Raw genomic sequence first — 17,530 nt, 5'->3', positions numbered from 1 at the left:
GAAATATGTATTTATTCAGATTGTAAATCTATAAGTCAACAATTACAGATTTAAATATCTGCTGACGGACGCCGAATTCGGAAAGGGGCCATGTGCGGAGTTTCCCCCCCGCATACCAAATAGGTAACGGCAAAAGTGCAGGGAATACTGCATAGGAAGAGCGGCAGCGAGAAGGATGAAAATCACAGACCTACGCTGCCGCCCATAATTCACGCTTAGTCGAGTTGCTGTGAACGCCATATTTCAAGTGTGTCGATCACCTGATGAAAACTTACGATCTTGCCGTTAGCAACACGCACGACATGCATGTATTGCGCATCGAATGGCTTTCCGGTCGAGGCCATGATGCCTTTCGATCGGCCAACGGCCACGACAGCATCGCCGCCGTCGATCAACTCGTCAGGCCCCGCTATATAATTCTGAAACTCTTTGGCGATGCGGCCAAAAACGCCTTCAACGACAGCGGCCGGAGACAAGTAGGGATTGCGGTCACCAAGTAAGAAGTTCTCAGATTCACGCCAATACAGATCATCACTCAGGGTTGCGACAACAGCATCGATATCGCCGCGCACGAAACTATCGTAGAAATGTTTTACCACAGCAAAACTGCTCTGATCAGCCATAATGTTTTCCTTTTCCATAATTTTTCCTTTTAAGTTGAATTTGTTAATTATTGTTTTCTCGATTTTTATTCATTTTAATGTGGTTACATCGGCTAAGCCTTCGGACGTGCTGACACCATTCAGGCGTTAGCGCCCCCATCTACGGTCAGCGTAGTGCCGGTAATGTATCGCGCTTTGTCGCTGACCAGATAGGCGACCGCATGTCCGATCTCAGCACCTGAACCAAAGCGGCCAGAAGCGGTCAGTTGGCGCATCGGATCGCCAAAGGGCCCGTCGGCCGGGTTCATATCCGTGTCGATCGAGCCGGGCTGGACAATGTTCGCGGTTATTCCTTTAGGCCCAAGTTCGCGAGCAAGTCCTTGGTTAAAGCCAGTAAGAGCCGACTTCGTCGCAGCGTATATGCCCAAGGCGCCGTACGGCACGCGATCCGCGAAGTAGCTACCGATCGTGATGATGCTACTGCCCTCCTTTAGATGGGGCAGAGCAGCCTTGCTCGTAATGATCGGCCCGCGCATGTTGACATCGAGAAGAGCCTGAATGTCCTCGATGGCAATATCGGCGAGATTATTCATCCGAATGATCCCGGCGTTGTTAACAAGAATGTCAAGGCCACCAAGTTCTGCGACTGCTTTGTCGACCGAAGCCTGGATCGCCCTGATATCCGCGCTGTCGGCGTGGATCGCTACGGCGATGCGGCCAAGGCCCTTAATTTCGGAAACAACCGCGTCAGCCTGATCCTTTGACTTTTCATACGTGATCGCAACGGCAGCGCCTTCTGCTGCAAGTGTTTTTGCGATCGCCGCGCCAATGCCCCGGCTGCCGCCGGTCACGAGCGCCTTCTTACCTACGAGCGTAAATGAGATCAAGCGATCATCACCAGATTGAGGATTTTCAATATTTGATGTTGTTTTCATTGAAGTATGGTTTTGATTTACCTGATATTATTGAGCGGAAAGGGTTGCAAATTCCTCTTCTGACAAAAAGATGTCCGCTACTGTTAGATTCTCGTGCAGGTGAGTGAGCGATTTTGTTCCGGGGATCAGCAAAATATTTGATGAACGTTTTAAAAGCCAGGCTAATGCAATTTGTGCTGTTGTAGCCTGATGTGTTGCAGCGATGGATTTGATCTTCGCTTCCAATTTATCTGGTCCTGATGCAAGAGGGAACCATGGAATGAAGGCTAATCCTTGCTGCTCAGTGTAGTTCAGGACATTTTCCCATCGCCTGTCTACCAGATTATACAAATTTTGCACAGAAACGATCGGCAATATTTTTTGTACTTGTTTGATCTGATCAACGGTAACTTCTGAAAGCCCTACATAACGTATTTTTCCTGCCTTTACAGCATCAGCAACAGGCGCCAACGTCTCTTCAACGTCTACGTTGGGATCAATTCGATGCAATTGCCATAGGTCGATCGTGTCCACTTTTAACCTTTTTAAACTTCCTTCGATGTTTTGGGTAATATGATCTGGTGAACCATTGGGGATCCACTGTCCAGGCCCCGGTCTGTTAAATCCACCTTTGGTGGCGACCAGGAGACCTGCTTTGTAGGGATGCAGCGCTTCTGCAATTAAGGTCTCATTCAATTTCGGGCCATAGGCTTCTGCTGTGTCAATAAAGTTTACGCCAGCTTCAACAGCGGCTTGTAATACTTTTTTAGCGCTTTCACGATCAGCGACCTCGCCAAAGACGCCTGCGCCTGTCAGTTGCATCGCACCATATCCTAAACGGTTGATCTTGATGTCTCCAATTTTATAGTTTAACATGTTTTTCATGGTATTATGATTTAGTTTTTAATTTCTGTATCATCTGAGAATGGATCTAAGCAGACTTATTAAACCGTTCGGTTTAAATGAGCCTAAAAAAAGGTTATCTCATTTCTGAATTTTTTATCAGTGCTCTTCGAATTAAACCATTTGATCTTTGAATTAAACCGAATGGTTTAATTCAAGGCAAATTTTTTTTACTTGCTTATATTATCTATTAACATTTGGACCATTTGGCGAGCAAGCTTTTCATCTGAGTATAACAGATCCGTGTGCCAAATAGAGGTTAAGCCCATCAACGTAAAATGAGCCAAAGCTTTAACATCCTTTTCAGCTGGGAGCTGGCCGTTTTTCTGCGCTGTTACCATCAATTCCTCCAACACTTTTATACCCCAAGACATTTGACCCCGAAGCATATCTCTCACTTCACTGTCGACACGACCAAGTTCGAATGACGAATTTACAACTAAGCAGGTCTTATTCTCTTTAATAGAATCAAGTACAGACATGACCACATTTTCCAGTGCCTTTAGAGGATCTTCGCTGCTTTTGGCTGCTGCGTTGTATTCCTTCTTCCTCAGCGCATTGTAGCTGTTCAGACATTTTATGAAAAGGTCATGCTTGCTGCCATACGTCAAGTAGAGGCTGCTCCTATTAATTTTGAGGGTATCCACCAGATCGTTCAAAGAAGTTGCATTATAGCCCTTTTTCCAAAAGAGCTCTCTCGCTTCCATCAGCTTTTCGTCGTAATCAAATTCCTTTTGTCTTGACATAACAGGACAAAGGTAAATGATTTAAACCAATCATTCCAATTGATTTTATCATTTATATGTCTTTTTGTGAAAATTCACCTTACAATAAAACCTTTATCCCCTTTATCGGTTATTTTAAGCCATGAACGATGGTTGATCTCAGCCAGTTTTACGGTAAAAACGCTCCAGCCCCGCGAAACGACGGCGAACTGCCATTGACGAAGCGGGGTCGTATCGGAAAATTTCTGTCTCGTTCTTTTTTACTATGACCTGAAATGGCTGACCGCACATTTGGGTCAAGTGATAGACCGTCAGCAATTCGGCAAGATCCTCATGCCAGCTGGCCGATCCGTATAAGGAAACGAAGGGTGCCTGGGAAAGACCCTGATAAACCCGTTCCGCTTCGCTGAGCTCGAACCGCCGGCCGCCCGGCCTGAATATACTTTTTACGACCAAAGAATCAGGGAAAGACCAGATGTGCGTGCGGATATCACCCCAGATGTTTTTGGAAAAATCAGCCCTGAATCGATCAGCGACCGGGCGCCCTGCAATGGTATCGGTGTTTAGAAGACCGAGTGAACCGTCCACAACGTGCGTGCCCTCATGCAACAATACATAGGTAAGTGCACTCATCAGGCCTGCCTGAATGGAAATGGAAAACGTAGAGTCGTCTTTATTATAACAGGTCTTTTCCTTTTCGGTCACCCACTCCGAGATGGTCTGATGCAATATTCCCGCGCGAAACGCAATGTGAAAAAGTTTAGTTGGCTCGTCCTTGGTAATCGGCGCGGTGATCGCCGTATTGGGCATATTGTCAACAAAACTGATGCTTTTAAGGTGCCTCTTTAACACGCGCTGGTGCAAGGGAGGAAGCACTGCTATTGCGTCTGACACGATACGCAGTTCTTCCTTTGTCATCTGATGCTCGGTAGGTGCCATGCCTGCTTCCCTGAAAATAGCCATTACATCATCTGGTGTTGTAGTTAATCTTGAGATCAGTGAACTTTCGGGATCCAGTCCATACTTTTTCTGGATCATTTGGATATCCAATTTTTGCGGAACAGGTTCCCTGACCTGGGCTATACTGCTAATGCTAGCTGCAAGCAGTACGGTTAATAATATATATGATAATGATTTGCTTGATAAGTTCATCTCTAATGTTTAAGACTGGTGAGCGTAAAGACGCTTATGACGATCAAATATAGGTTAAGCCACGGACAAGTGGCACGAGTTAATGTTATCACTTTTTGCCAGAAATTTCGTTTTAAAGCCGGAAGGTGATTCTCCGGTTTTAGCAAGGAAGAGCCGGCTGAAGTAAGCCGGGTCATCATATCCAAGGGTGTAAGCGACCTCTTTCGCTGACATACTGGAATGGACCAATAGTCTTTTAGCCTCCAGCATGATGCGGTCTTTGATCACCTCATTGGGAGCAGGCAAGTTCATCTTTTTAAATTTATGAGCAAGCGTTTTCGGTGTTATCAGCATCAGATCGGCATAATCCGCTACCGTATGTTTTCGCTTGTAATGGGCGTCCACCAGTCGGGTAAATTTCCTAAAAGTGTTCGAGTCGTTTATTTCGTCAGCCAACACACTACCAAGGTGCTGCTGTTTCCAAAGACGCGTGGCCTTGATCATTAACTGTTTCAAATAAGCGCGTAACATTTCTTCCTGTTCGGTGTCCTGAGAAATGAACTCGCTTTCGATCTCGGTAAAAACGTTTTCAACAAAACTCAACTCATGCTCAGGAACAAGTGTAAGGGGCATATTATTAACATTGTTGAATAACAATCCATCGCACCCTACTTCTTCATCGTGAAGCTGAACACAGTAAAAATCGCGGTTGTAATAGATGAAATATCCGGATTTTGCGAACGCGCTTTTGATTTTGAACACCTGGTTGGGGCTTATGAAGAATAGTGCCGGGCTCTCTGTATAATGATCAGTGAAGTCCATTTGTATATGCCCACCTTCAGGGAGGTACATAACTTTAATAAAAGGTTTATAGCTATCCGAGTTGATCTCGTTCAGGTTATTGTTGTCAATACGCATTGATCCAATGGTTTTAAAACTGTTGGTAAATAGGTTATTTTTCATCCTGAATTAGCGTTAGATGGGTTTTGGAAGTAAATACACGCTGTTAAGCCTTTAAGAAAACCCCCGTTTTAAGACGGCGGTTTTCTTTTGATAGTGATAAGCGCTTCCTTTACGGGGAATTATTCGGTCACATTTAAAGAGTCGATCAGGCCGTCTTTCAGGCCCAAATGGAACTTAAGGACGATAGGGCTACCGGGAAATGTGCCTGATATTTCTGCTTTTAACACGCCTTTCGAATCCGACTCTTCATACTGAAGTGGTTTCATAACAGAGCGGTATCTTTCATTTGCATCTTCGATCCATGCCTTTATTTCTTCTTTTCCGGTATGGGTCTTGCCTTCGTCATGTACGATGGCAGTTTCGGTGTAGCAGGTAATATATGCCTCGCTGTCGTAAGTGTTCTGCGTGTCAACGAAACGCGTGATTAATTCTGGTAATTTCATGATAATTATTGATTAAGTTATTTATTTGATTATTAAACTGTTGGTACAGTCCCGCCGTCAATGACGTAGTTCGTTCCTGTTAAGTAACTGGCCCTCGGTGATACCAAAAAGCCCACCAGTTCGGCTACTTCTTCAGGGTGGGCCGGCCTGCCATAAGGTATGCCGCCTAATGCGTCCATAATACTTTGCTGAGCTTCTTCTACCGTACTGTTTGAATTTCTCGCGATTTCACCCAGAAAGGCGATCGATGCTGAAGTATTTATCCATCCCGGAGAAACGGCCAGCACGCGGACGCCTTTAGGTGTAACTTCGTTCGATAAACTCTTACTATAATTGATTAGACCTGCTTTTGCAGCCGCATAAGGCAAGGTGGAATCGTATAGCGGCAACATGCCTTGTATCGAAGCGATGTGGATGATAACGCCATCTTTCCTTTCGATCATTTGCGGTAGAAACCCTCTGTCAAGCCTGACAGGAGCCAGTAAATTGGCTTGTAGGGTCGAGATCCAATCTTCATCATTCAATGCCGCGAAACCACCCGCTGGTGTCGTTGAAGCACCAAGGTTGTTGACCAGGATATCCAGTCTGCCATGGGTCGACAAGATCTCGCTGATCACTTTTTGCGCATCTTCTCCCTTGCTCAGATCGGCGGGGATAAATTGCATGTTGCTGTTCTCTTCTTCGGGAAAATTCCTTGCAGTAATAATAACTGTTGCGCCAGCCTGCAATAGTCTTTCCGCGATCGCCTTTCCGGCTCCTTTTGTACCTCCGGTTACCAGGGCTATTTTGCCTGATAATTCATTGTTGTTGTTGATTTGTGGTGTCATAATTTTAAAGGTTGTTTTTTTGTCCAAGTTTCAACAGTACACAGACATCAAACAATTACGGGGTTACGAATCAGATAGTGATAAATTTATCCGTATTGCTCACTTATCGGGCCTGTTGTAGATTTGTATTTATGTATAAAAAAAGACCGTCCCATTCCTGAACTGTGGACTTGACCTGGTCGGTGAGGTCCTTTATGGCAAATGGGAGATCCGGATATTGTGGCTCATTCACCAGGGCAACCTACGTCCGAGCGAACTTCAACGCAAGATCCCTGACGTTACCAGGCGGGTACTGAATGTCCAGTTGAAAGAACTCGAAGACCATGAACTGGTTACTAAAAAGATCTATCCGGTGCTGCCATCCAGAGTAGTATACGCTTACCGATTTCGGGAGTACACTTATTCCGCTGATCGGTTCCATTGGCCTCTGGGGTGACGAACATCAGGAGCGCTTGCGTCGGGTCATTCTAAAGCGCCCCCCCGATCATCAGATGGGTCAGAAGACGCCTATACCGAAGGCGCAACCGTCCGCGCTTTAGCCGGATAGGTCTGTTGTTCGCGACCTGAGTTGATGTCTGTGGCGGTAATTCTATTGCGCTGCAACCTTGGAATGGCGAATCCACATAGCGCTGGAAATATCCAGGGAAACAGATGCAATAACCAAAATAGAAGATCAGGCTGGCCGTCAGTTGAACATAAAGTTCTTCCTGTAGTACCGGTATTCCGGTCACGGAAGCCAGGGGGACAGAAAATATTTGCAGCCAGATGAAAGATGTTATCGCCATCAGCGACCAGTTCCTGAGGTATCCGTTTAAAGATGATTGTTGCTTATCCATAGCCTTATTTGTTGATTAACAACACAAATCTCGGGTATCTCACCACTCGGAAACATAGCCGGATACGGCCTAAATATGTTCAGAACTCCGCTACCTGTCGATGACGTATTTATGATGATCTGCCAAATTTTGCTACCTTTTCATCTTTATCGTCCGCTGAATTGCGTAAATGCCGGCGATAGGTACTGTTCGGAATCATGAAAAATAAAAAGCAGCGTATAGAAAAATTAACCTTGGATCTTTTAAGGTCCCGTTTAGACATCAATACGGATTTTAAAGGATTATATGTATTCGATACTGATGCGCAGGAAATGGATACCTCATTCATTTCGCCTTACCGTGCTGATCATAATTCCATTCATCTGATCACTGGAGGCGAAGTCAATGTAAAAATTAACTTACTGGATTATACGCTTAAAAAAAATGATCTGGTATTATTTACGACCAATATGGTCCGTCATTTCGGTACGGTATCGCCGGATTGTAAAGCGACCAATCTCTTGTTCTCGAATGATTATTTATTAAGTTCCGCGGTCCCTTCAAAGACCGCTGAGGCCTATGATTACCTGACCGGTATCATCAACCCGGTGGTTACACTGCGGGAAGCCCAGGCGGAACTATTCAAGACCCATCTCTCTGTGTTTGCGCTGAAAATGAAGGATACACGAACGAACCCGTTTTATGCGGAAGATATTTTGCGGCACCTGTTTTCTGCCCTAATATTTGAGATAGGCGCGTTGTATCAGACTGAGCCCAAGCCATACGTCGTTTCCAGCAGTCGCAAGGTGTATGTGGTACATCAGTTCCTCAAACTGGTCATGAAGAAATTCAAAGAAGAAAAGAGTGTCCAAGCCTATGCGGAAATGTTAAATATCACACCTAAATATCTGACAACCGCCACACGGGGGCTGACCGGTAAGACCGCAGGCAACCTCATCGATGAAATGCTGATCGTAGAGGCCAAGGTGCTATTGAATGAATCCGATATGCCGATCGCCCATATCGCAGAATCATTGAACTTCAGCGACCAGTTCGTGTTCAGTAAATTCTTTAAAAAACATTGTGGCCAAAATCCGAGCAGCTTTCGCCGCTCCGTTTGATCGGCCACGCTGATCTTAGATAGCGGTTCACCGATCAAAGGTCGACCTTCAGTCGAAGCCCGGCCTTCGCGAGGTTCAGGTTCTGGTCATAGACATCAGCGGGCGTCAAGTTGTTCAAGGACTCGTGGTACCGCTGGTTGTTATAGCGGTCTACGAATTGGCCGATTGCCTCCCTTAGCTGGTCTGGATGGAAGAAATTTTCAAGCTTGACAACATTTTTCATAGTGCGATGATAACGCTCAATTTTACCGGCACCGGCCGCCCGGCTGGGTCTGGGGATGGGCCGGCCTACCGTGCACCTGCTGCATTTGAAGCGTATTTTTCAGATATTCGCCCAGTTCGCTGGATATGTAACACGCTCCGTTATCTGAGAGTAACTTAGGTTTGGCTTTGGTTTTAATACCCGCCTTTTTTACGGCAAGCTCAACGGTCCTTTTCACATCGTCAGCCTTCATGCTGCTACACAACTGGGGCACTGATGCTTTTGGTAATCCCAAGCTCCTGCAATGTCTTTTTGACGCCCAGTTCGGATTGGGTATTTGAGGTTTAATCCAGCATTGTCAAACTTTTTTTACGATATCATACCGCAAAAACAGGTCTGCCACCATTTCTTTCAGTCGGGCGTTTTCCTTTCGTAGGTCACTGACTTCGTCGGTCGTGGCTTCACGCGTCAGGTCATCTTCCAAAGCCGCCGCAGCCGCTTCTTGCCAGCTTCCAGAAACTCCTTGTCGCTTCGGCGATCCGATCCATTTGTAAAATTGAGATTCGTTGATCTGGGGTTTGCGGCACAACTCAGCGACCGAAATCTCCGCACGCAGCGCTTCCATCACGATTAAAACCTTCTGCTCGGCCGTGAAGAGCCGGCTGGTCTTGCGGCGAATGTCCTTGCGGTCGCCGCGCGATTGTAATTCTCAGGTGTAGGCTTTTTTGTGTTTCCCATGATTTAAAGTACTCATTTTTAGGAAAACACGCTCTTCACTTTCATTCAAAGTTGTCCACTTTTCGCTGACGATTTACACTGATCGGCAAGCCCTTCCGGAACCAGAAAAACGATTTGATGCTGCATACTGCATGTAATAGTTGAGTACGCAAAGATACCTGATTTAAATGTCCATATACGCCCGAAAATTGTCCATATGGCCTCGCTTTCAGGACAAACTACCTTATATTTTTGCCAGCACATTTAACTTAAAAAAAATGCCCGACATCCGACAAACACTTCTGATTGCAGCTACGCCGGAGCGTATCTACCATGCACTCACCACCAGCGAAGGACTCTCCGCCTGGTGGACGCCCAATGTACATGCAGCCGGAGAGACTGGTACTATTGCCCGTTTTCTTTTTGGTAATGATTATGTCAAGCAGATGCAGATTGATAGCCTGGACCCAGCGCAAAAGGTAAAATGGAAATGTGTGGGAGGCGATCAAGAATGGATCGGAACAACAATCATCTTTACACTATTGCAAAGTGCCAATGCAGCACTCTTAGAAACAAATCCCGAAATCAGGGGACAAATAGAGCAAAACCCCGCACCGGCCGCGACGATGCTTCATTTTCAGCACAATGACTGGGCCGGTTACACCAGCACATTTGCGGAATGCAGCTATACGTGGGGGCAGTTTTTGAGAAGTTTAAAATTGTACTGCGAAACCGGAAAGGGAAAACCGTGGCCCGCCCAGCACAGCTTGTAACTTTCATGTTTTTTAAACGGCTATGTTTTCACCCTGAAAGTTCTTGAGCCAAAAAGCTATTAGTTGAAACGGTGAAGACTGAACTTGAAAATTCGTATTGCGTGGGTGTATTCCACGAAAATGCGCAGATCGGGTTTACCCGTTTCATTACGGATTATTCCACGTTCGCCTACCTTGCTGATGTTTTCGTGATAAAGGCTTTGATGAATTTAAATCATGAATTGTCAAGACCACCCGTTACCGGCTGCAAGCGACGCAAGTTATTGCAGACAAAAACCTTCGACCTGCTCATTCATGGATTGTTGCAACGAGTAATGGTTCATATCCGGCAGCCTTGGCAAAGCGCTTTGGCATCGAGAGGTTGCCCTTGTCCAGGAACTATCAAGTAATTCACGGCATCCTGCTACAAATGCTGGATTGGTATGTCGGAGGCAGGTACGAACTCAAAGTGGACACCGGTAACTGGGGGAAATTTTATTACTGATAACTTATGCGTAAGATATTCTGGATTTAGCCATTAGTCTCGACGGCTTTATTGAAGGTCCTAATGGCGAAATTGACTGGATTGTCATGGACGAAAATGTGGGCAATACGTTGTTAGCCTTTCTTGAAGGCATCGACACCATTTTTTATGGACGTGTCAGCTACGATCTCTGGGGCCAGTACCAACCGACCCAGGACGCCTGCTGTAATATGAGCTATCAGTATCCATCTTACTTGATAATATTTATCTAAGGCGGCCGGTGTGAGCAGCAGGAATTGATCGGCTCCATGCATGAATAGCCAGGTGAGACCGAAGATGAATGCGCCGGCCATTACCAGTGGCGTCACGCGCCCGCATGAAATCCACAAGGCCATTAAAGACGCCTCGCTCAGAGTAATTGAAATACAGCTGGCAGAGCTGCTTCACCATGGAGTTGTTGAAAGGTTTGCAACAGATGTATATCCAAGGCGCACCGAATACCACCTGACAGGGCTCGGAAAGTCGATACTTCCGATCTTTTCGCAGATCGACCTTTGGGGTACGGCGCACGTTTCATCAGTCCGAAATAAAACGCTTTCTGTTGAACTTCAATAATTGCTGATTAATTACAATTAAACGTGCAACGTCTTGTTTTAATTGAACTAAAACACCCCTCTTAATGCTCGTAAGGTCACACATTAGTCACTAGGCCATTTACAGAAAAACGACCGGATAAATAGAAGGCAAATCGTTATAGAAATTTCTATCTTAGTCTCCAAGTTGTTGTTACCGCATGAGTCATAAGGTTAGCAAACAACGGTATTTCGCAATAATATAACGTCCCACGCGGTGCCATGTACCTGGCAACCTGCTGACCATCGGATGTTCGCTTTTGAACATTACGCTGCTCAAAAACGAACGCCCCTTCGCCACCTATTGCTTTAAAAACTTCAATTATAGCCAATCAAAGTGTGTTTTATGATCTGGTCTAGCATTTGCTATGCAAAGTGAAAAGATATAACTCCTGGTCTGATCCGTGCGCATATGAAAGGTACCCAATTGGGCGAATTTGAAGAAGTAGTGCTGCTAACAGTAGCCATGTTGCACGATAATGCTTACAGTGTGGGGGTACTGGAAGTGCTCGACGAACACTTGGGAAGGCCTGTGAGCCTGGGTGTTGTGCACAGGACACTGCAACGCCTGGAAGAGAAGAAACTGGTTGTTTCCAGGTTCGGGGAAGCATCTGCCGAGCGGGGCGGGCGAAGCAAGCGCTTGTTTACAGTCACCTACGAAGGCGAGCTGGCCCTGCGTGAGGCAAGGCGCATCCGTAATCAGCTTTGGGCGGGCATTTCAGAAACAGCATTCGGACACTGATATGAAACCCAAAACCTTCCAGCCGCCACGCTGGGCCGAACGGCTCATCGGGCGCATTGCCGCAAGCCATTTACAAGAAGAGATTCTGGGCGATCTTTTTGAACTGTTTCAAAAACGAAACAGGCGGTTCGGGCTTTTCGCCGCGCAACTGTTCTACATGCTGGACATCGTCCTGCTGATACATCCCCGGCTCTGGCGACGCGCGCCTGAGAAGGTGAAACCAAGCCTCTACCCTGCTAATTCTTCTACACCCAATCCCATAGCCATGCTTAATAACTACATTAAGGTCGCATTCAGAAAATTAAACCGCCACAAATCCTACACGGTCATCAACACCGTGAGCCTCACCATGGGCATTGCATGTGCAGTGCTCATTTTTTCTTTGGTAAAATACCACCTGAGCTTCGAGGATTTTCATACCGGCAAAGACCGGATCTTCCGCATTTATTCCGAACTCCATGGCGAAAAAATCGCCTATAACACCGGCGTTCCGAACCCGATGGGCCAGGCGTTTCGCTCCGAATATGCGGTTGCAGAAACAGTCGGACGCATCGCATTTTTGCCTAAACGGGTAGTATCCCTACCATCCAATAACCGGTTTGAGGAAGATATTGCATTCGCCGATCCGGAGTTCTTCTCTATTTTCAATTTTCCGCTCATTGAAGGTAGCGCCTCCCACGCATTGCAGGGGCAAAACGCAGCACTGATTACGGAGCAACTTGCCAGAAAATACTTTGGACACTCAGATGCTGTTGGTCAGACGCTTCGCATCGACGATTCGCTCATGCTGCAGGTTACCGGTGTGCTTGCCGACCTCCCCGATAATACCGACTTCCGTTCACAGATATTTGTGCCATTCGGCAACCTGCAACGCCATAGCCCGTGGATGGTCGAGAAAGACTGGTGGATGAGTGTGAATAAAGAAATGCAGTGCTTCGTCCGGCTCAAACCAGGTATTTCGGCGGCGTCGGTCAATACCACTGTCCTGCCCGCAATTTCTAATACGCACTATGACAAGGAGGCTTCAAAATACTTCCGCTTCAAGCTCCAACCGCTGGCAGATGTACATTTCAATATGGAATTGCGCGGCAAAACGGATAAGAAAAATCTGTACACCTTTGCCTGGATCGGCTTTTTTCTCGTGCTAACCGCTTGTGTCAACTTTGTGAACCTCGCTACGGCGCAGGCAGTGGCCCGCTCGCGGGAAATAGGCGTTCGTAAGGCGCTGGGAAGTCAACGCGGCGCATTGTTCTGGCAATTCATGACCGAAACGGCGGTTATCGCAACAGCTGCCCTGGTGGTTGCAGTCGCATTGGCATACCTTTCTGTCCCGGTAGTAAATCAGCTTTTTGAAATTAACCTGTCCATTAACCCCTTCAATGACACTTACCTGCTCGCATTCCTGGGCTCTTTGCTGGTGGTCGTCGTATTCTGCTCTGGCGCCTATCCTGGCCTGATACTTGCCAGATTCCAACCGGTGGTGGCCTTAAAAGGCAAACTTACCCAAAGCTCGCCCCATGGGTTTTCGCTGCGCAAAGGGCTGGTTGTAGGCCAGTTTGCAATCTCCCAACTGCTGATCATAGGCACGTTGGTGATGGCGCACCAACTACGCTATTCGCAACAGGCCAATTTGGGTTTTGAAAAAAATGCAGTAGTAATTGTGCCGGTGCCTGACAATCAAACGTCTAAAATCAGTGCATTAAAAAGCGAATTAAACAGGCTTTCAGGTATCGAAAATGTCACATTTTTTGATACCCCGCCCGCATCTGATGCAATTGGCCGCAGCAATATCCAGTTCGATACCCGTCCCGAACACGAGCAATTTATGATTTCCATCAAAGCCGTGGATAATCAATATGTACCTATGTTTAAAATACCCTTGCTAGCTGGCCGCAACCTAAATCCGTCCGATACGATACGCGAGTACCTGCTCAACGAAACGGCGATTAAAGCACTGGGATTAAAAACAATGGATGACGCCATCGGCAAAGCAGCGACCATCAACGGCCGGCGGGGAACCGTCGTCGGCGTGGTAAAAGACTTCCACTTCCGGTCTCTGCGTACGGCCATCGAGCCCCTTTGCATGACCACCCGTGGCGAGGCTTACGGTAGTTGCGGGCTAAAAATCAATCTATCGGACATGTCATCGACCATTGCCCGACTGCAAACCGAGTGGGCTAAAATTTACCCGTCATCTATTTTCACCTACCGGTTTATGGACGAAGACGTCGAGCGGCTCTACAAACTGGATAACGTGCTGCTGCGCCTCATTCAGGCATTTGCAGCGGTGGCCATCTTCGTTGGATGTCTTGGGTTATACGGTCTGGTTTCCTTCATGGCTACTCAAAAGGCCAAGGAAATAGGTGTTCGCAAAGTGCTGGGCGCGAAAACGTCGGATGTTCTGTGGCTTTTCGGAAAAGAATTTTTGCAACTGTTATTGATCGCATTTCTGCTGGCTTCACCACTCGGATGGTGGTTTACCAACAACTGGCTCCGCGATTTTGCGTACCATATCGAACCTGGCCCCGGGATTTTTGTGCTGGCCATTATGATTACCATGTTTGTGGCATTTTTTACCGTCGGGTTCCGTAGCATCAGAGCTTCGTTGGCTAACCCGATCAAAACGCTGCGATCCGAATAGTAGCCATAAGAAGTTTGCGATCAGTATGAGAATACCTCGTAGTTATGTTCATCATAAGCCAAGAATTTTGGCCTAAACGAATTACATTAAGACGCCTGCGTAGTACTATAAACTGAGCAATTCTTCCCCATAGAACCGCTGTTAGCGGCTTTTTGGGGTTCGCCCTGTTTTCGTTTTAACGACCGGATAAATTAGCATGGCAGTATCATATATAATCTATCGCTCGAAATCTGTGTAGAGTACGGTCGAGCTTTTTTTTTCATAGTGATATAGTTCTTTACCATTCATGTAAACTTTCAATTCACGGCTGAAATCAAAATGCAGCAATAGCTCCCTGCCTTTATCTAATGGGATGAGCCTATCGACAGCCAGCCCGTCCGGTGTTTTAAAAATCTTGCTGAGGTTCATAACATCAGCAAGACCAGGCTTTAATTATAGTCGCCGATGCCGGATATTCCAATGGCGTAACGTCTTATTTCTCTTTTTTTGGCAACTGAAGAATCTGTATTGATCCTCCGGCGCTGTATCCTGAGAGCTGCACAAATACATGATCACCTGCTTTTCTCCGGATTGCGTAAACTCTCACCAAAGTGTTGGTATAATCAATAGAGCCTTCCTCACCAAAATAGGTTGCCTCATCTTTGATTCGGTCCAGTTCTTGTTGCGGAACCTTTCCCTGGAACAACAGCACGCCGCCTGCCGCCATAATCAGGTCTTTATAACTCTTTTCAAAATAGGGTAAAGACCACTCTTTCCCAGTGACACTCGTTAGAAATGCTTTGTATACCTTTCCTTCAATAGGCACCATGCCTTCCCGCGTTGGAAAAAACAGCCGGTCGAAATCACGGGTAAGTGGCTTATTCAGAGGCACTATATCGGCCGGAGGATTAAAGACGGGGAACTGGGGTAACTGCTTTTCGCTAAACGGAAGCTTGCTCAAATCAATGGAATCCGGAAGCACTTCCAGGGATGTTTCCTGCGCAGGCAAGGCCGCATCAGCTGGCAATATTGACGTCCCATGGACGGTATCCGCTTTACTAGACTTATTAAAGACAAAAAAAGAACCTGTAAAAATCAATGACATTAAAACGGCTGTACTTTTCATTCTTGTTAACTGTTTTGTAGTGGGTAAAAGAGCATTTCTACGTTGTGGAGCAAATTCGGGCCAGAGCCCCTTGAAAGCAGAGGTTATTTTATATGAAGTAACTTTGGCCGTCATACATTCCCGCTCTCAGGCTTTTTGATGTTCCGGGTTGTCAGATACGCTACAAACATATTGGGGAGCCAGCACAGCCACGCCACAATTTGTGTGCGTAGGTCCCCCTTTACTGACTGCATCTGGCACTTAGATGCTAGATTTACTACCAAATAAGGATCGCTATGTCAGTTATAAAGCTCTTCTGCAGGACGTTTTTTTAAACGGGAATGACCAAAATTTGTTGCTTTCGCTGAGTTTTCTGCCACCTTTCCGAATTCCGCTTCGATATTCGTACGCCGGTGCGGTTCATGACCGCCATACCAAAAGCAAAAGGTGCCAGTCGGCTTTTGTCGCCACACCGGGCGCCGGCTCATTGCGCACAGCGAATCCCACAGACAAAAGCAACTGCGCTGCCAGTAAGCATAAATAGCTCCACCAATTTGAAATCGCCCTCTCTTACGGCCCCGGCCGGCCGGCCCTGCTGGTTACTAAAATGCGGATAATGCCAAAATATCGCACCGCGATCTGCTGGCTTGTCGGGGTTTTGAAGCACATCCAGGAAACTTTTACCATCAGGCGGAACCTGCTGGTTTTTAAGTCCGAGAATATCCGAGAACGTAACAAAGTAATCCGTTCCGATCACTTGGCTGTCCGTCTGGACATTAGCTTTGATTCTTCCAGGCCATTGGATCACGAGTGGCACCTTGATACCTCCTTCGTAAACATGCCCTTTCCACTTGCGCAGCGGTTCCAGGTTTGTAGGCACAGGTCCCAGTTCTGCGAGTCCTAATCCGCCATTATCGGAGGTGAATATAATAATAGTGTTGTCCAGTAAATGGCTTTCGGCTAACTGCCGTACTACCCGGCCAACGCCGTCATCCATACTCTCAAGCATAGCAGCGTAATTGGGATTGAATTTGCCGCCATGTTTGGAATACTCCCGGAAATAATAGCCAAGCTTGTCGGCGCGAGGCACCAGCATGACATGCGGGGCTGAATAGGTAAGATACAGAAAAAATGGCCTTGAGTGATTGTTCCGAATGTACTCTACGGCATAGTCAGTCAGCTTGTCGGTAAGATAGGACTGGCCTTTGTCTTCAAAAACGGTCTGACCGCCGGAGGTAATGGTGTAATTGTAATAATCCAGGCCATTCTTTGCGATGACTCGGACGTAGTCGAAGCCCTGCCTTTCCGGCGAGGTGGAATCGCCTGTGCCCAGGTGCCATTTGCCGACCATTCCGGTGGCATAGCCCTAGTTTTTAAACAATTCAGCAAGGGTCGCTTCTGAGGCAGGTAGGTATTTTGTCCATTGGGCCGGCAATAATGGGGAAGCCGGGTCTCTGCGGTCACCGGCAATAAAGTTGGTCAAATGCAGCCTGGCCGGATACTTTCCCGTCATAATAGCCGCCCGCGAAGGCGAGCATACCGGACATGCCGAATAGGCTTGTCTGAATTTCAGACCTTTTCTAGCCAACGAATCGATATTCGGTGTGCGGTGGTAAGCGTTTCCATAGCAGGAAAGATCGGTATAGCCCAGGTCGTCGGCTAGAATAAAAACGACGTTCGGCTTTTGCGCATTGGTCATTATGCTATTAAAAATAACACACATCAAAATGCATATTCTGATTAATCCGGGATTCATCTAAGCATTTTTGTTAATGGTTGCGGCTAGCACCAAAGAAAGTCAAAAAATAAATTATTCCATAGACTTAATAGAT

General features: G+C 46.7%; 18 protein-coding genes and 1 pseudogene. 6 read left to right on the top strand and 13 right to left on the bottom strand.

The annotated features are described in order from the left end of the window. Positions 1–215: 215 nt before the first annotated feature. The 8 genes from H144_RS33600 to H144_RS0127975 all read right to left on the bottom strand — a co-directional run bounded on the left by H144_RS33600 (position 216) and on the right by H144_RS0127975 (position 6,508). Positions 216–641 (bottom strand): nuclear transport factor 2 family protein, encoded by a 426-nt coding sequence (locus tag H144_RS33600; protein WP_019945441.1) that lies wholly within the window; start codon positions 639–641, stop codon positions 216–218. 101 nt (positions 642–742) lie between these two features. Next, the gene (locus H144_RS0128005; RefSeq protein ID WP_084600034.1) at positions 743–1,537 is read right to left on the bottom strand and encodes an SDR family NAD(P)-dependent oxidoreductase; all 795 of its coding nucleotides are present in this window, start codon (positions 1,535–1,537) and stop codon (positions 743–745) included. Between the two features lie 27 nt (positions 1,538–1,564). Continuing rightward, on the bottom strand, positions 1,565–2,401 hold the full coding sequence (locus H144_RS0128000; RefSeq protein WP_019945439.1) for an aldo/keto reductase: 837 nt from the start codon (positions 2,399–2,401) through the stop codon (positions 1,565–1,567). Between the two features lie 188 nt (positions 2,402–2,589). Continuing rightward, positions 2,590–3,165 carry a TetR/AcrR family transcriptional regulator gene (locus H144_RS0127995; RefSeq protein ID WP_019945438.1) on the bottom strand — a complete coding sequence of 192 codons (576 nt, stop codon included), beginning with the start codon at positions 3,163–3,165 and terminating at the stop codon, positions 2,590–2,592. Positions 3,166–3,303: 138 nt separating this feature from the next. Continuing rightward, on the bottom strand, positions 3,304–4,296 hold the full coding sequence (locus H144_RS0127990; RefSeq protein WP_019945437.1) for a hypothetical protein: 993 nt from the start codon (positions 4,294–4,296) through the stop codon (positions 3,304–3,306). Between the two features lie 54 nt (positions 4,297–4,350). Beyond that, positions 4,351–5,238, bottom strand: a complete 888-nt coding sequence (locus H144_RS32680; RefSeq protein ID WP_019945436.1) for a helix-turn-helix domain-containing protein — start codon at positions 5,236–5,238, stop codon at positions 4,351–4,353. 119 nt (positions 5,239–5,357) lie between these two features. Continuing rightward, entirely contained in the window at positions 5,358–5,681 is a 324-nt protein-coding gene (locus tag H144_RS0127980) for a nuclear transport factor 2 family protein (protein WP_019945435.1), read from the bottom strand. Positions 5,682–5,713: 32 nt separating this feature from the next. Continuing rightward, on the bottom strand, positions 5,714–6,508 hold the full coding sequence (locus H144_RS0127975) for an SDR family oxidoreductase (protein WP_026351057.1): 795 nt from the start codon (positions 6,506–6,508) through the stop codon (positions 5,714–5,716). Positions 6,509–6,725: 217 nt separating this feature from the next. Between H144_RS0127975 and H144_RS34920 the strand changes: the two genes are divergently transcribed. Then, on the top strand, positions 6,726–6,944 hold the full coding sequence (locus tag H144_RS34920) for a winged helix-turn-helix transcriptional regulator (RefSeq protein ID WP_229208016.1): 219 nt from the start codon (positions 6,726–6,728) through the stop codon (positions 6,942–6,944). 31 nt (positions 6,945–6,975) lie between these two features. On the opposite strand, the gene H144_RS34470 is transcribed toward H144_RS34920, so the two are convergent. After that, a complete protein-coding gene (locus H144_RS34470) occupies positions 6,976–7,344 on the bottom strand; it encodes a hypothetical protein (RefSeq protein WP_019945433.1) in 369 nt (122 codons plus the stop codon). Positions 7,345–7,541: 197 nt separating this feature from the next. On the opposite strand from H144_RS34470, the gene H144_RS33595 reads away from it, so the two are divergent. Beyond that, positions 7,542–8,444 (top strand): helix-turn-helix domain-containing protein, encoded by a 903-nt coding sequence (locus H144_RS33595; RefSeq protein ID WP_019945432.1) that lies wholly within the window; start codon positions 7,542–7,544, stop codon positions 8,442–8,444. 34 nt (positions 8,445–8,478) lie between these two features. Here H144_RS33595 and H144_RS33590 read toward each other — a convergent pair whose 3' ends face one another. Continuing rightward, on the bottom strand, positions 8,479–8,724 hold the full coding sequence (locus H144_RS33590) for an integrase core domain-containing protein (protein WP_084600033.1): 246 nt from the start codon (positions 8,722–8,724) through the stop codon (positions 8,479–8,481). A 280-nt stretch (positions 8,725–9,004) separates the two neighbouring features. Then, complete coding sequence (locus H144_RS32665) at positions 9,005–9,325, bottom strand: transposase (protein ID WP_262485423.1); 321 nt, start codon at positions 9,323–9,325, stop codon at positions 9,005–9,007. 226 nt (positions 9,326–9,551) lie between these two features. Between H144_RS32665 and H144_RS0127935 the strand changes: the two genes are divergently transcribed. The 4 genes from H144_RS0127935 (at position 9,552) to H144_RS0127915 (ending at position 14,614) form a co-directional block, all read left to right on the top strand. Beyond that, positions 9,552–10,136: an SRPBCC family protein gene (locus tag H144_RS0127935; RefSeq protein WP_019945429.1), complete on the top strand. Its 585-nt coding sequence runs from the start codon at positions 9,552–9,554 to the stop codon at positions 10,134–10,136. 775 nt (positions 10,137–10,911) lie between these two features. Further along, positions 10,912–11,214 carry a winged helix-turn-helix transcriptional regulator gene (locus H144_RS32660; RefSeq protein WP_019945427.1) on the top strand — a complete coding sequence of 101 codons (303 nt, stop codon included), beginning with the start codon at positions 10,912–10,914 and terminating at the stop codon, positions 11,212–11,214. A 429-nt stretch (positions 11,215–11,643) separates the two neighbouring features. Beyond that, positions 11,644–11,973 (top strand): PadR family transcriptional regulator, encoded by a 330-nt coding sequence (locus H144_RS0127920; protein WP_026351054.1) that lies wholly within the window; start codon positions 11,644–11,646, stop codon positions 11,971–11,973. A gap of 1 nt (position 11,974) precedes the next feature. Beyond that, a complete protein-coding gene (locus tag H144_RS0127915) occupies positions 11,975–14,614 on the top strand; it encodes an ABC transporter permease (RefSeq protein WP_019945425.1) in 2,640 nt (879 codons plus the stop codon). 472 nt (positions 14,615–15,086) lie between these two features. Here H144_RS0127915 and H144_RS32655 read toward each other — a convergent pair whose 3' ends face one another. Both H144_RS32655 and H144_RS33060 read right to left on the bottom strand, forming a co-directional pair. Beyond that, on the bottom strand, positions 15,087–15,719 hold the full coding sequence (locus H144_RS32655; protein ID WP_019945423.1) for a hypothetical protein: 633 nt from the start codon (positions 15,717–15,719) through the stop codon (positions 15,087–15,089). Positions 15,720–16,182: 463 nt separating this feature from the next. After that, a pseudogene (locus H144_RS33060) lies at positions 16,183–17,397 on the bottom strand (sulfatase). Positions 17,398–17,530: the final 133 nt, after the last annotated feature.

The sequence above is a fragment of the Dyadobacter beijingensis DSM 21582 genome, from assembly GCF_000382205.1.
GTDB lineage: Bacteria > Bacteroidota > Bacteroidia > Cytophagales > Spirosomataceae > Dyadobacter > Dyadobacter beijingensis.
The sequence above is the reverse complement of the archived record's forward strand: the minus strand, read 5'-3'. Positions and strand labels throughout refer to the sequence as shown.